This window comes from Massilia sp. Root335 (assembly GCF_001425685.1).
GTDB classification, from domain to species: Bacteria; Pseudomonadota; Gammaproteobacteria; order Burkholderiales; family Burkholderiaceae_D; genus Telluria; species Telluria luteola.
This window is the reverse complement of sequence record NZ_LMCY01000018.1, coordinates 110,832-124,341: the sequence shown is the minus strand read 5'-3', so window position 1 is coordinate 124,341 and position 13,510 is coordinate 110,832. Positions and strand designations below refer to the sequence as shown.

At 66.5% G+C, this 13,510-nt stretch carries 14 protein-coding genes; 6 read left to right on the top strand and 8 right to left on the bottom strand.

The features are described 5' to 3' along the window. The coding region (locus tag ASC93_RS11580; protein ID WP_162251857.1) for a hypothetical protein at positions 1-814 on the top strand (814 nt) is incomplete at its 5' end. Positions 815-889: 75 nt separating this feature from the next. Beyond that, a complete protein-coding gene (locus ASC93_RS11575; protein ID WP_229412691.1) occupies positions 890-1,417 on the top strand; it encodes a YggT family protein in 528 nt (175 codons plus the stop codon). Between the two features lie 66 nt (positions 1,418-1,483). On the opposite strand, the gene ASC93_RS11570 is transcribed toward ASC93_RS11575, so the two are convergent. The 8 genes from ASC93_RS11570 to ASC93_RS11535 form a co-directional block, all read right to left on the bottom strand. Continuing rightward, the gene (locus tag ASC93_RS11570; RefSeq protein WP_056441461.1) at positions 1,484-2,422 is read right to left on the bottom strand and encodes a carbohydrate kinase family protein; all 939 of its coding nucleotides are present in this window, start codon (positions 2,420-2,422) and stop codon (positions 1,484-1,486) included. Positions 2,423-2,430: 8 nt separating this feature from the next. After that, a complete protein-coding gene (locus tag ASC93_RS11565) occupies positions 2,431-4,056 on the bottom strand; it encodes a DUF3426 domain-containing protein (protein WP_056441458.1) in 1,626 nt (541 codons plus the stop codon). Positions 4,057-4,059: 3 nt separating this feature from the next. Next, the gene (prmA, locus tag ASC93_RS11560; RefSeq protein ID WP_056441455.1) at positions 4,060-5,013 is read right to left on the bottom strand and encodes a 50S ribosomal protein L11 methyltransferase; all 954 of its coding nucleotides are present in this window, start codon (positions 5,011-5,013) and stop codon (positions 4,060-4,062) included. Next, positions 5,010-6,419, bottom strand: coding sequence for an acetyl-CoA carboxylase biotin carboxylase subunit (accC, locus tag ASC93_RS11555; RefSeq protein ID WP_056441453.1), 1,410 nt, complete (start codon positions 6,417-6,419; stop codon positions 5,010-5,012). The genes prmA and accC overlap by 4 nt, the downstream gene beginning before the upstream one ends. 73 nt (positions 6,420-6,492) lie before the next feature. Continuing rightward, the gene (gene accB, locus ASC93_RS11550) at positions 6,493-6,957 is read right to left on the bottom strand and encodes an acetyl-CoA carboxylase biotin carboxyl carrier protein (protein ID WP_056441451.1); all 465 of its coding nucleotides are present in this window, start codon (positions 6,955-6,957) and stop codon (positions 6,493-6,495) included. A gap of 88 nt (positions 6,958-7,045) precedes the next feature. Continuing rightward, positions 7,046-7,483, bottom strand: coding sequence for a type II 3-dehydroquinate dehydratase (gene aroQ / locus ASC93_RS11545; RefSeq protein WP_056441448.1), 438 nt, complete (start codon positions 7,481-7,483; stop codon positions 7,046-7,048). Between the two features lie 118 nt (positions 7,484-7,601). Beyond that, a complete protein-coding gene (locus tag ASC93_RS11540) occupies positions 7,602-8,156 on the bottom strand; it encodes a TlpA disulfide reductase family protein (RefSeq protein WP_056441445.1) in 555 nt (184 codons plus the stop codon). Beyond that, complete coding sequence (locus ASC93_RS11535; RefSeq protein ID WP_056441569.1) at positions 8,149-8,778, bottom strand: hypothetical protein; 630 nt, start codon at positions 8,776-8,778, stop codon at positions 8,149-8,151. Before ASC93_RS11535 ends, ASC93_RS11540 begins: the two co-directional genes overlap by 8 nt. Positions 8,779-8,866: 88 nt before the next feature. On the opposite strand from ASC93_RS11535, the gene mpl reads away from it, so the two are divergent. From mpl to ASC93_RS11515, 4 genes are all read left to right on the top strand, one after another. Then, positions 8,867-10,249, top strand: a complete 1,383-nt coding sequence (mpl, locus tag ASC93_RS11530) for a UDP-N-acetylmuramate:L-alanyl-gamma-D-glutamyl-meso-diaminopimelate ligase (RefSeq protein WP_082547953.1) — start codon at positions 8,867-8,869, stop codon at positions 10,247-10,249. Further along, complete coding sequence (locus tag ASC93_RS11525) at positions 10,246-10,878, top strand: YqiA/YcfP family alpha/beta fold hydrolase (RefSeq protein WP_056441441.1); 633 nt, start codon at positions 10,246-10,248, stop codon at positions 10,876-10,878. Before mpl ends, ASC93_RS11525 begins: the two co-directional genes overlap by 4 nt. After that, positions 10,875-11,486, top strand: coding sequence for a chorismate lyase (locus tag ASC93_RS11520; protein ID WP_056441437.1), 612 nt, complete (start codon positions 10,875-10,877; stop codon positions 11,484-11,486). The genes ASC93_RS11525 and ASC93_RS11520 overlap by 4 nt, the downstream gene beginning before the upstream one ends. Before the next feature lie 2 nt (positions 11,487-11,488). Further along, on the top strand, positions 11,489-13,510 hold a 2,022-nt coding region (locus ASC93_RS11515; RefSeq protein ID WP_056441435.1), incomplete at its 3' end, for a ribonuclease catalytic domain-containing protein.

The window sequence follows — 13,510 nt, the reverse complement described above, 5'->3', positions numbered from 1 at the left end:
CGCCGCCAAGAAGACCGCGACCAAAGCAGCAGGCAAGACCGCCGCCAAGTCGACCGCCACCAAAGCAGCAGGCAAGACCGCTGCCAAGAAGCCTGCGACCAAAGGCTCGTCTGTGAAGACGGCCGCCAAGTCGACCGCCAAGTCGACCGCGACCAAAGCTGCAGGCAAGACCGCTGCAACCAAATCGACCGCGACCAAAGCTGCCGGCAAGACTGCTGCAACCAAGTCGACCGCGACCAAAGCAGCAGGCAAGACCGCCGCCAAGTCGACCGCCACCAAAGCTGCAGGCAAGACCGCTGCAACCAAATCGACCGCGACCAAAGCTGCAGGCAAGACTGCTGCAACCAAGTCGACCGCCACCAAAGCAGCGGGCAAGACCGCCGCCAAGCCGGCCGCCACCAAGTCGACCGCGGCCAAGGGCGCGGCTTCGACGGCGAAGGCGAGCGCCACCAAGACCGCTGCCACCAAGACCGCCGCGACCAAGGCAGCCCCGGCCGCCAAAAGCGCCGAGTCCAAGCCGGCAGTGAAGAAAGCCGCCGCAAAGCCTGCCGCCAAGGCCGAAGCGAAGCCAGAAGCTGCCGCAACGGCAGCGAAGAAGCCGGCCGCCAGGAAAGCCGCTGCGAAGCCCGCAGCCAAGGCCGAAGCCAAGCCGGAAGCGAAGCCGGAAGCCAAGACCGAAGCGAAAGCGGACACGAAGACCGAAGCCAAGACCGACGGCAAGGACAGCACTGCCCAGGCAGCAAGCCCGGCGCCGGCCGCCAAATCCGTGATCGCACCGGCAGCATGGCCGTTCCCGACGAGCAGCCGTCCGTAAGGCATTCCTGCCTGGTTCAGGCAAAATACCGCTGTGTGAGCTTTCACACAGCGGTTTTTTTTTCAAGGAGTCGTCGTGCTGCCCATTCTTAAATTGATCGTCGATACCGTGGCCGGTGTGCTGGGCGGGGTGTTGTTGCTGCGTTTCTGGATGCAGGTGACCCGCGTGCGTCCACCGGCTTCCGTCGCGCAATTTACGTTCACGTTGTCCGACTGGCTGGTGCGTCCGCTGCGCCGCATCGTGCCGGGCATGGGCGGTTACGACTGGGCCAGCCTGCTCGGCGCCTTCCTCGTCGTGCTGGCGGCATCGTCGATCCTGCTGCTGGCCGGGACGAGCGGGCAGGCCGTCGTGCTGATCGCGTTCTTCCGCCTCCTCGACTGGATACTGTACGGCTTCATGGGCCTGTTGATCATCGAGGTGATCTTCAGCTGGATCAACCCGCACGCGCCGCTCGCGCCGTTCGTCCACGCCCTCAACGACCCGCTGCTGCGGCCACTGCGCCGCGTGATTCCGCCCGTCGGCGGACTCGACCTCACGGTGCTCGTCGCGTTGATCCTGATCCAGATCCTGCAGTACCTGCTGCGCCAGGTGTTCTACATCTGACGGCAACCGCAATAAAAAAGCGCGCCGGTCCCGCGAGGGACGGCGCGCTTTTCGTTTGCCCGGGCGTCAGTAGCGGTAGCCGAATGCCGCTTCGAACCGGTCCGCGATCTCTTGCTGCGTGAAGCTGTGGTTCTGGCCGCCCTGGTGGGCAATCTTGATGGAACCCAGCAGGCTGGCCAGGCGGCCCGTCGTCGGCCAGTCGAGGTCGCTGGCGATGCCGTGCAACAGGCCGGCGCGGTAGGCGTCGCCGCAACCCGTCGGATCGACCACGCTGGCCGCCGGCACGGCCGGGATCTTGTGGTGCTCGCCGCCGGCGTAGATGTCGGAACCATGCTCGCCGCGGGTCACGACCAGCGCGTCCAGGCGCGCCGCGATGTCCTGCAGGGGCAGGCCGGTGCGGTCCATCACCATCTCGAATTCGTAGTCGTTGCAGGCCAGGTAGCTGGCCTGGTCGATGAAGGTCAGCAGTTCGTCGCCGCTGAACATCGGCAGTTGCTGGCCCGGATCGAAGATGAACGGCACGCCGCGTTCCGCGCAGTCGCGCGCATGCTTGATCATGCCGTCGCGGCCGTCCGGCGCGATGATCGCGACGCGCAGCGGCAGGTAGTCGGCCAGGCTGTTCTCGTGCGAGAACTGCATCGCGCCCGGGTGGAAGGCATTGATCTGGTTGTTGTCCAGGTCGGCCGTGACGAAGCACTGGGCCGTGTACGCGTGGCCGATGGTGCGGATCGCGTTGGTGGCCAGGCCCTGCTGCTCCATGCGGTCGATGTACTCGCCGCCGTCCTGGCCGATGGTGCCCATGATGAGCGGTTCGCCGCCCAGCAGTTTGAGGTTGTAGGCGATGTTGACGGCGCAGCCGCCGTATTCCGTGCGCAGCGTCGGCACGAGGAACGAGACGTTCACGCGGTGCAGCTGGTCGGCCAGCAGGGTTTCGCCGAAACGGCCGTGGTATTGCATGATCTTGTCGAAGGCGATCGAGCCGCAGATCAGCGAGGTCTTGGTCATTGGAAGCCTCAAGGATAGAAAACGAAAGTGTGATAGCCGGACGGCTGCAGGCCGGCCAGCGTGAAATGCAGCGCCACCGGCTGCTCCGTATGCGGGCCGAAACCGCTCGCCGCCGGCGTACCGTGCGGCAGATAGTCGGCGGGCGCCAGGACCCGGCGCAGCACCGGCTTGTCGTTGGCGTCGGTCAGTTCGAGCTCGATGCTGGGCCACGCCAGCACGAGGTTACCCTGGTTGCGCAACAGCGTATTGAGCGCGTAAGTGCCCGGCCCCAGCGTGGTCAGCTCGCCCGTCTCGATGACGAGGTTCTCGGCCAGGGCCGGCAATTCGACGCGGCAGCCCAGCACGGCGCAGGCGGCCGCCAGGGCCGGCTTCATGGCTGGATGCTGCGCCGCCAGCACGTTGCGGAAACCCAGCACCGTCTGGGCCGCGAGCGCGACCAGCAACACGACGGCGCCCAGGGCCATCAGCATGCGCCGCGTGCGGCCCATGCGTTCCTGGCGGCGGCTGCGCTTGACGAATTCCGGCTCGTCGGCGTCGGCGTCGGGCGCCAGGCGCAGCTTCGGCGGTTCGATCTTCGTCGGCGTCAGCTTGGAGCGGCGCGCGCGCGCCTCGGACGCGCGGGCGGCCTTGCTGCGCACAGGCTGAACGGGCGGGATCATGGCCGGCGCCGGCGTGGACGGTTCGCTCCCGGCCGACGCGCGCAAGGGTAGAAAGGCGGGCGGGATGTCGTCGGCGGAGGGCGCGGGGGACGTCGGCACGGGCGCCTCGGCAGGCGCCGGCGTCGGCTCGGGCTGCGGCGCTGGTTCCGGTTCCGGTTCCGGCTCCGGCTCGGGCTCGGGCTCGGGCTCGTAGTCAGGCAGCGGCTGGGCGACGATCTCCTCGTCGACCGGTAGCCCGAAGCTCGGTTCGGCGCGGCCGGCGGGCGCGTAGGCGCTGGCCGGCACCGGTTCCGCATCCGCATCCGCATCCGTGCGCGGCGCCATGGCGGCGTCCGCGGGCGGTTCGGCGGCGGGGGGCATATCGGGCGCCTCACGGAAGACCGGTTCCAGGCGCGGTTCGACGCGTCCGGCGGGGGCATACGCGGCGGCGGGTGGTGGTGGCGCGGCGGGTTCCTGGGCCGCTGCCAGGGCCTCAGCCGCCGCGGCATCGGCTGCCGCAGCATCTGCCGCAGCATCGGCTGCCGCAGCATCGGCTGCCGCAACATCGGCTGCCGCAACGTCCAGGTGCGCAGCGGGCGTCTCGTTTGCCGGCTCCGCTTGCGCTTCCTCGGCCTCGCGTGCGGGCGCGGACGCGCCGCCCGTGCGCCACACGTGCGCGCGCGGCGCGGCGCCGGCGGGAGCGGGCGGATGCGCCTCGTCCGGCGCCTCCCCCTTGGGCAGGATGCCGAGCGGATCGAAGGTGTGGCCGAAGTCGAGGGTGTAGACCGGCAGCGCGTCGTAATCGGCGTCCGGTGGTGTGGACGGGGTGTCGGCGGCCGCGGGGGCTGCCGGCTTGTCCAGGTCGATCAGGTGGGCGTTGCCGTCAAAGATGCGCTGGCAGGCACCGCAGCGGACGATGCCGCCGCGGAGCTTGAGCTGGTCCGCGGCGACGCGGAACGTGGTGTGGCAATGCGGGCACTGGGTGGCGAGCGCCATGCCTTATTTGCTGTCGCCGATGGCAGCGCGGGGCTCCGGTGCTTTCGCCGCGCCGAGCTGCCCGTGAAGGGCGACCCAGCCGTCCAACTCGGCCCAGACGCCCAGCTTGATGAAAGGTGCGTACGCGGCGGCCACTTCATCGGCCTGGCGCGCGAGCACGCCCGACAGGATCAGCGAACCGCCGTCGGCCACGCGGCCCGAGAGCATCGGCGCCATCAGTTTCAATGGGCTCGACAGGATGTTCGCGACGACGATGTCGAAACGTTCGTCGCCGTGCTTCGACGCGACGAAGTCGTCCGGCACGTGGAAGTCGATCTCGCAGCGGTTGCGTTCGGCGTTCAGCCGGGCCGATTCGATGGCCTGCTCGTCGATGTCGACGCCGGTGACGTCCTGTGCGCCGAGCTTTTTGGCGACCATCGCCAGGATGCCGGAGCCGCAGCCGTAGTCCAGCACCGATTTGCCGGGTGCCGGATGCGCTTCCAGCCATTCCATGCACAGGCGCGTGGTCGGATGGCTGCCCGTGCCGAACGCGAGGCCGGGATCGACTTCCAGGATCAGCGCGTCCGGGTCCGGCGCTTCATGCCAGCTCGGCACGACCCAGATGTTCTTGCCGATGTGGATAGGCTCGAACTGCGATTGCGTGAGGCGCACCCAGTCGGCATCCGCGACCTTGCGGGTCGTGAACGTGGGCGCGTTTTGCAGGCCGATGGCGGTGGCGGCTTCGAGCACGATCGCGGCCTGGTCGGCATCCTCGTCCGTCAGCGCGACGACGCGGCTGTGGTCCCAGGCGGCCTGCTCGGGCACCATGCCCGGCTCGCCGAACAGGGGCTTTTCGTCTGCCGTGCCTTCGTCCGCATCTTCCACCGAGACCGACAGCGCGCCCGCTTCCATCAGGGCATCGGACAGCCCTTCGGCGTGCTCGCGTGCGATCTCGATGATGACTTCGGTCCAACTCATTGTTCGGCCTTCGGATCAGCGGCTTCGGACTTGGCGCCGATCGCGCCATCCTTCGGCAGGTCCGGCTTGTGGGCCAGCTTCTGCTCCAGGTAGTGGATGTTGGTGCCGCCTTCGATGAAGCGGGCGTCGACCATCAGTTCGCGATGCAGCGGGATGTTGGTCAGGATACCCTCGACCACCATTTCCGACAACGCGATCTGCATGCGGCGGATCGCCTGGTCGCGGGTGGCGCCGTAGGCAATCACCTTACCGACCATCGAATCGTAGTTCGGCGGGACGTAGTAGCCGGCGTACGCGTGCGAATCGACGCGGATGCCGGGGCCGCCCGGCGGATGCCAGCCCGTGATGCGGCCCGGCGACGGCGTGAACTTGAACGGGTCTTCCGCGTTGATGCGGCACTCGATCGCGTGGCCCGACAGCATGATGTCGCGCTGGCGGAAGCGCAGCTTTTCGCCGCAGGCGATGCGGATCTGTTCCTGGACGATGTCGATGCCGGTGATCATTTCGGTGACCGGGTGTTCGACCTGCACGCGGGTGTTCATCTCGATGAAGTAGAACTCGCCGTTTTCGTACAGGAATTCGAACGTGCCGGCGCCGCGGTAGCCGATCTTGCGGCAGGCTTCGGCGCAGCGGTCGCCGATCTTCTCGATCAGCTTGCGCGGGATGCCCGGCGCCGGCGCTTCCTCGATCACCTTCTGGTGGCGGCGCTGCATCGAGCAGTCGCGCTCGCCCAGCCAGACGGCTTGCTTGTGCTCGTCGGCGAGAATCTGGATTTCCACGTGGCGCGGATTCTCCAGGTATTTCTCCATATAGACTTCCGGATTGCCGAACGCGCTGCCGGCCTCGGCCTTGGTCATCGCGACGGCGTTCAGCAGCGCGGCTTCCGTGTGCACGACGCGCATGCCGCGACCGCCGCCGCCGCCGGCGGCCTTGATGATGACCGGGTAGCCGACGCGGCGCGCGGTCTGGATGATCTCTTTGGGATCGTCGGGCAGCGCGCCATCCGAACCGGGCACGCAGGGCACGCCGGCGCGGATCATGGCCTGCTTGGCCGCGACCTTGTCACCCATGATGCGGATCGATTCCGGACGCGGGCCGATGAACACGAAGCCCGATTTCTCGACGCGTTCCGCGAAATCGGCGTTCTCGGACAGGAAGCCGTAGCCCGGGTGGATCGCCTCGGCGTCCGTGACTTCGGCCGCGCTGATGATCGCCGGCATGCTCAGGTAGCTCTGCGCCGACGGCGCCGGGCCGATACAAACGGACTCGTCGGCCAGCTTCACGTACTTGGCGTCCTTGTCCGCCTCGGAGTGCACGACGACCGTTTTGATGCCCATTTCGCGGCAGGCGCGCTGGATACGCAACGCGATTTCACCACGGTTGGCGATAAGAATTTTTTCAAACATGGTAAGTTCGGTGTTTCTTTGAGTGCCGGCGGCATGCCGGGAGGGCGCGGTCGAACGACCGCGCCGGGAGACATCAGCCGATCACGAACAGCGGCTGGCCGAATTCGACGGGCTGACCGTTTTCCACCAGGATCTTGGTGATGGTGCCGGAGGCGTCGGCATCGATTTCATTCAGGAGCTTCATCGCTTCGATGATGCACAGGGTTTCGCCTTCCTTCACGGTCGAACCGACTTCGACGAACGCCGGGGCGCCCGGCGCCGAGGAACGATAGAAGGTGCCGACCATCGGCGACTTGACGACGTGGCCGGTCGGTTCGGCAGGTGCGGCCGGTGCCGCGGCGGGCGCGGCGGCCGGTGCCTGCATGGCCGGCGTCGAGTATTGCTGGACGCCCTGCTGCGGCATCATGACCATCTGATTCTGCGGGATTGCCGAGGACTTGACGATGCGGACCTTGCTTTCACCTTCGGTCACTTCGAGTTCGGCGATATCCGACTCGGCGACGAGGTCGATCAGTGTCTTGAGTTTTCTTAGATCCATGTGAAACCCCTTGGAATTATTTGTTTAAGAGCATACGGCGCGTCGGGTGGTACGCACTTACGCGCGGAATGCGTGAAGTTGACGTAGATTAACGCTGTTTCAGCGCGAAGTCGATGGCAAAGCGATATCCATCAGTTCCCAGTCCGCAGATCGTGCCGAGCGCGATCGCCGACAAAAACGAGTGGTGCCGGAATTCCTCGCGCTTGTAAATATTAGAGATGTGCACTTCAACGAACGGAATATCGACCCCCGCCAGCGCATCGCGCAGTGCGACGCTGGTATGGGTCAGTCCGCCCGGGTTGATGACGATCGCATCGACGCCTTCCTGACGGGCAGCGTGGATACGGTCGATCAGCGCGCCTTCATGGTTGCTCTGGAAGCAGGCGATCTCCGCCCCGGCCGCTTCGGCCTGGGCGGTGGCGGCCTGCTCGATGTCGGCCAGCGTCGCCGCGCCGTACACCGCAGGCTCACGTGTCCCCAGCAAATTCAGGTTGGGGCCATTGAGCAGCAGTAGCTTTTTCGCCATGTTGAACCGTCTGTTTGCCCGAAAGACAGGCATTTTGCCGCCAACGTTACGTATTGGCAAGCGATAAAAAGAAGTCGGAAAATAAGTGCACGACCGTTCACAGGGCGCCGGCCGCGGCCTACAGCTTGGCGAGGTCGGCGCGCACCTGATCGAACTTGAGGCGGCCCAGGTAAGTCTTGCGGACCTGCCCATCTGCGCCGATCAGCACGGTAAATGGCAGTCCGCCGTTGGCGTTGCCGAGATCGCGCGCGAGGTCGGTGCCGCCCATGCCGCCTACGTACAATGGGTAGGCAATCTTGATTTTACGGGCAAACTCGGCGAGGTTCGTGGGCGAATCGATGCCGATGCCGATGACATTGAAATGCTTGCCGCCGTCCTTGGCCGCCAGTGCGGACAGTTCCGGCATCTCCGACACGCATGGCGCGCACCACGATGCCCAGAAGTTGACGAGCAGCGGCTTGCCCTTCCACTGGCCGAGCGGCTGCGGCTTGCCGGCGAGGTCGTTCAGCGACGATGCATACAAATTCGTCACGGCCGTGTGCGGGCGGCCGTCCGTCGGCGCATACGTCGTCGTCAGCGGGCCCTTGGCGTCCTGCTTGACGCCGGCGATGGCGCCCAGCACGGTGAAGGCGGTGGCCAGGATCACATAGCCGGCCAGGTGTTTTTTATTCATCTTGTTCGAGGGAGTCGTTGGTCATCAGGGCGCGCACGGTGGCGGCATCGGCGCGCTGCAGGCGGCCGTCGGCGCGGGGCTTCAATGCGCCCCGCAGGTCGTTCATCTCATATAACTCGGCGTGCACCATCTCTGTTTGCCACGTAAAACTGACCGTTTCCACCGGGTCGTGGCGGCCGCCCTTGAAGTGGGGCGTTTCCGAGATCTCGATATTGACGTTGCGGTTCAGGAGCCAGATTTCGACTTCCTTGGCGCTGTCGGCAAATAATTGCAGGTGGATGACGTCATGTTCGCCCGCCGTCCCGTTCAGCACGGCACCCGTGAGATAGGGGCGGAACTCGGCCAGCTGTTCCATCACTTCGAGGGCCGCGCTGCGCATATGCCTGACGCGCGCGGCCTGGGCGGGGCCATGGAACAGGGTCTGGTAGCGGCGTACCTCGTCCTCGACCTGTATATTGTCCGGCAAATAATTCGGAGAAGGCCGATCCACGCCGAGCACCTGGCGTGCCGCCTTCGTCTTTGCCGTGGAGTAGTCCGCCCCGTCCTGGGCGATCAAGCGGGCGGCCGTCGCGGCGATGCGTGCACGCACCTGTTGGAGGTCGTCATTTGAATTGGGCATCATGTTCGAGATCATACTCTTGAAAGGAAAATGGCATCGCGTCGGGTAGAATCGCGTATTCGCCATTAACCGATCTCTCATTCGGCACGTCATGCACATCCATATCCTCGGCATCTGCGGCACCTTCATGGGCGGCCTCGCGGTGCTGGCCAAAGAAGCCGGCCACCGCGTCACCGGGTGCGACGCCAACGTCTATCCTCCGATGAGCACCCAGCTCGAAGCCCAGGGCATCGAACTGATCCAGGGTTACGGGCCCGAGCAGGTGAACCTGAACCCGGACCTGTACGTCGTCGGCAACGTGATGACGCGCGGGAATCCGCTCGTCGAGGAAATCCTGAACCGCGGCTTGCCGTACGTGTCTGGCCCGCAATGGATCGGCGACCATATTCTTCGTAATAAATGGGTGCTCGCCGTCGCGGGGACGCACGGCAAGACGACGACGTCGTCGATGCTGGCGTGGATCCTGGAAGATGCCGGGTATTCGCCGGGCTTCCTGATCGGCGGCGTGCCGCTGAACTTCGGCGTGTCGGCGCGCCTGTCCGGCGAGACGGATTCGGATTTCTTCGTCATCGAGGCGGACGAGTACGACACCGCCTTCTTCGACAAGCGCTCGAAATTCGTGCACTACCACGCGAAGACGGCCGTGCTGAACAACCTGGAATACGATCACGCCGACATCTTCCCCGATATCGGCGCCATCGAGACGCAATTCCACCACCTCGTGCGCACGGTGCCCGGCGTCGGCCGCATCGTCGTCAACGGCGACGAAGCGTCGCTGGCGCGCGTCCTGAAGCGCGGCTGCTGGAGCGAGAAGGAAAGCTTCGGCAGCTCCGGGGGCGTCGACTGGAGCCTCGTCGAGCATCCGGGCGGCTCCAGCTTCGACGTCCTGTTCGGCGGACAGCACCAGGGCACCGTCCACTGGGACCTGACCGGCCACCACAACCGCAGCAACGCGCTGGCCGCCATCGCTGCCGCGCGCCACGTCGGCGTCCCGCCCGCGCAGGCGATCGATTCGCTGGCGCGCTTCCAGAGCGTCAAGCGGCGCATGGAAGTCCGCGGCAAGGTCAAGGGCGTGACCGTGTACGACGACTTCGCGCACCATCCGACGGCCATCGCGACGACTATTGGCGGCCTGCGCCAGAAGATCGGCGCAGGGGATAAAAGCGGCGCCCGCATCCTCGCCGTGCTGGAACCGCGTTCGAACACGATGAAACTGGGGGCCATGAAAGATGCGCTGCCGGGCAGCCTCAAGGATGCCGACCTCGTGTTCGGCTTCGGCAGCCAGCAGGCGTTGGGCTGGTCGCTGGCCGACGCGTTGAAACCGCTGGGCGCCAACGCGCACAGCTTCGACCAGCTCGACTACCTGGTGCAGGCGGTCGTCCAGGCCGCGCAGCCGGGCGACCACATCCTGGTGATGAGCAATGGCGGCTTCGGCGGCGTCCACCAGAAGCTGCTGGAGGCGCTGGCAGCATGAGCGGCATCACACCGCATCTTCTTTACCTGCACGGCTTCCGTTCGTCGCCGCGCTCGTTCAAGGCGCGCGTCGTGCAGCAGCGGATGGAAGCGGCCGGCCGCGCGGGCGACCTGATCTGCCCGCAACTGCCGCCGTCGCCCAGGGCCGCGATGGACCTCGTGCTCACGCTGGTCGAGCGTTACGCGGCAAAAGGGGACAATGCGCTGGCGATCATCGGTTCCTCGCTGGGCGGCTTTTACGCCACCTGGCTGGCCGAACGCTTCGGCTGCCGCGCCGCGCTGATCAATCCAGCCGTCGACCCGTTGAAGGACCTCGACAAGCACGTCGGCATCACGACCGAATGGCACACCGGCGAGCCGTTCGAGTTCAAGCGGGACTATATCGACGAGCTGGCCGCATTGAAGGTCGGCACCATCACGAGGCCGGAGCGCTATTTCCTGCTGGCCGCGACCGGCGACGAGGTGTTGGACTACCGCGACATGGTTGCGCATTACGCGGGTGCGCACCAGCACGTCATCGAGGGCAGCGACCACGCGGTGCCGGAATTCGAGCAGTATGTCGACGAGGTGCTGGCGTTCTGCCTGACGGATAATCTGCAAGGCGGCGCCGGATCGGACCCGGCAAGGTGAGGCCGGGATCGCGGCGCCAGGCCCGCTGGCTGGCGCATCCGGACGGCGTGCACGCGCCGGCCGCCATGCGCGACTGGCTGACGACGCCGGGCTCGCTGACGGCGCGCCTGATCGCGCACAGCCAACATTTTCGCGTACAGAAACTGCGCCAGGCGGGCAACGTCTGCCTGGCGGACGAGGCCGGCGCCATCGGCCTGGCGCGGCCCCAGCGCGTGTGGGAGCGCGAAGTGCTGCTGCGCTGCGACGGCCGGCCGGTCGTGTACGGCCACACCGTCGTGCCGATGAGCGCCAGCGCGAGCGACTGGCCATTGTTTTCGGCGCTGGGCGAGCGTTCGCTCGGCACCACGCTGTTCTACGATCCGAGGGTAACGCGCGGCGCGCTCGAATTCGCGCGGCTGCGTCCTGGCCATCCGCTGCTGGCCCGCGTGCGTGACGCGCTCGGCCACGATGGCCCGGCGCGCGAGACTTCGGTTGGTCCGACGGACATGACTTTTTTTGCGCGGCGTTGCGTATATCGCCGCCGCCAGGGCCTGCTGCTGGTCACCGAGGTGTTCCTGCCCTCGGTGCTGGATCTTGTAGCGACCGCAACCAATATGAATACGAAATAAACATGAACTTATTTTTCGAAGAATCCGGCGATTTCAAGGTCGGCACCGTGCTGTCGCAGGCGGGCGAGGCTTACCAGGTCGAAATGCCGAGCGGGAAGCGTACCAAGGTCAAGGCGCGCGACGTGCTGCTGCAGTTCGACAAGCCCGATCCCGCCACCCTGCTGGAACAGGCGAAGGCCGTCGCGGCGGACGTCGACCTGGAATTCCTGTGGGAAGTCGCGGGCCAGGAAGAGTTCGGGTTCGCGGAACTGGGCGCGGAATACTTCGGTCATTCTCCGGTGCCGTTCGAAGCGGCCGGCCTCGTGCTGGCCCTGCACGGCTCGCCCATCTATTTCTACAAGAAGGGCCGCGGCCGCTACAAGGCGGCGCCGGAACAATCGCTGCGCGCCGCACTGGCCGGCATCGAAAAGAAGAAACAGCAGGCCATCGTCCAGGCCGCGTATGTCGAGGAACTCAAGGCCGGCACGCTGCCGGAGGCGATGCAGCCGCTCGTCCAGCAACTGCTGTTCAAGCCGGACAAGAACAGCATCGAATACAAGGCCCTCGAGACGGCCGCCGACGAATTGCAGACGACGGCGCCGCGCCTGATGCTGTCCACGGGCGGCATCGCGTCGGCGAAAGAGCTGCATATGGGGCGCTTCCTGTTCGAACACTTCCCGCGCGGCGCCGGCTTCCCGCCCGTGGCCGTGCCGGCGCCGACCGGCGACCTGCCGCTCGCGAACGTGGCCGCGTTCTCCATCGACGACGTGACGACGACCGAGATCGACGACGCGTTCTCCGTCGAGACGCTGGCCGACGGCACGGTCCGCGTCGGCATCCACATCGCCGCGCCGGGCCTGGGCATCCGTCCGGACGACGCCATCGACAAGATCGCCCGCGCACGCATGTCGACCGTGTATATGCCGGGCGACAAGATCACGATGTTGCCGGACGAGGTCGTCGAGGCCTACACGCTGGCCGAGGGCACCGACTGCCCGGCGCTGTCGCTGTACGCCGTGCTGGACCCGGCCACGTGGTCCGTGATCTCGACGACGACGCGCGCCGAGCGCGTGCCCATCAAGAACAACCTGCGCCACAACGACCTCGATGACGTCGTCAACGAGGACACGCTGAACAGCGGCGAGGGCGACTACCCGCACAAGACCGAACTGGGCCTGCTGTGGCAATGGGCGCTGCAGCTGGAAGCGGGCCGCATGAAGAAGCGCGAGGATTTCGGCCTGAAGCCGGAGCAGGCCAACCGCGTCGACTTCAATTTCTATGTCGAGGACGACGTCGTGACGATCGTGCGCCGCAAGCGCGGCGCACCGCTGGACAAGATCGTGGCCGAGCTGATGATCTTCGCCAACAGCACGTGGGGCAAGCTGCTGCACGACTGCGGCGTGCCGGGCATCTACCGCTCGCAGGGGCCGGGCGCCGGCGGCTGGGCCGCCAAGATGCAGGTGCGCATGGTCACGCACGCGGCGCCGCACCAGGGCCTCGGCGTCGATCAGTATGCGTGGTCGACGTCGCCGCTGCGCCGCTACACCGACCTCGTGAACCAGTGGCAGATCCTCGCCTGCGCCAGCAACGGCGTGACGGCGCCGCTCGTCGCCCCGTTCAAGCACCGCGACGCGACCCTGTTCTCGATCGTCTCCGCCTTCGACGCCGCGTACTCGGCCTACAACGACTTCCAGCAGAACATGGAGCGTTACTGGTGCCTGCGCTGGCTGGCGCAGGAAAACGCCAGGCAGGTCGATGCCGTCGTCTTGAAGGACGAGGTGCTGCGCCTGGTCGAGATCCCGCTCGTGATCCGCCTGCCGGGCATGCCGCAGGCCGCGCGCGGCGCCCAGGTCCGCCTGGACATCGTGCGCTGGGACGAGGTCGACCTGGCGCTGGAGGCGCGCCTGCTCGAGGTGGCCGCCGTGGCGCCCGAAGCGGCCGCGGAGCTGGGGCTGGACGAGGAAGAGGACACGGGCGAAGCCGCGGCCGCGGCGGCGGAAGCGGCCGAGGCCGAAGGCGCCGTGGCCGTCACCGATCCGGAGACG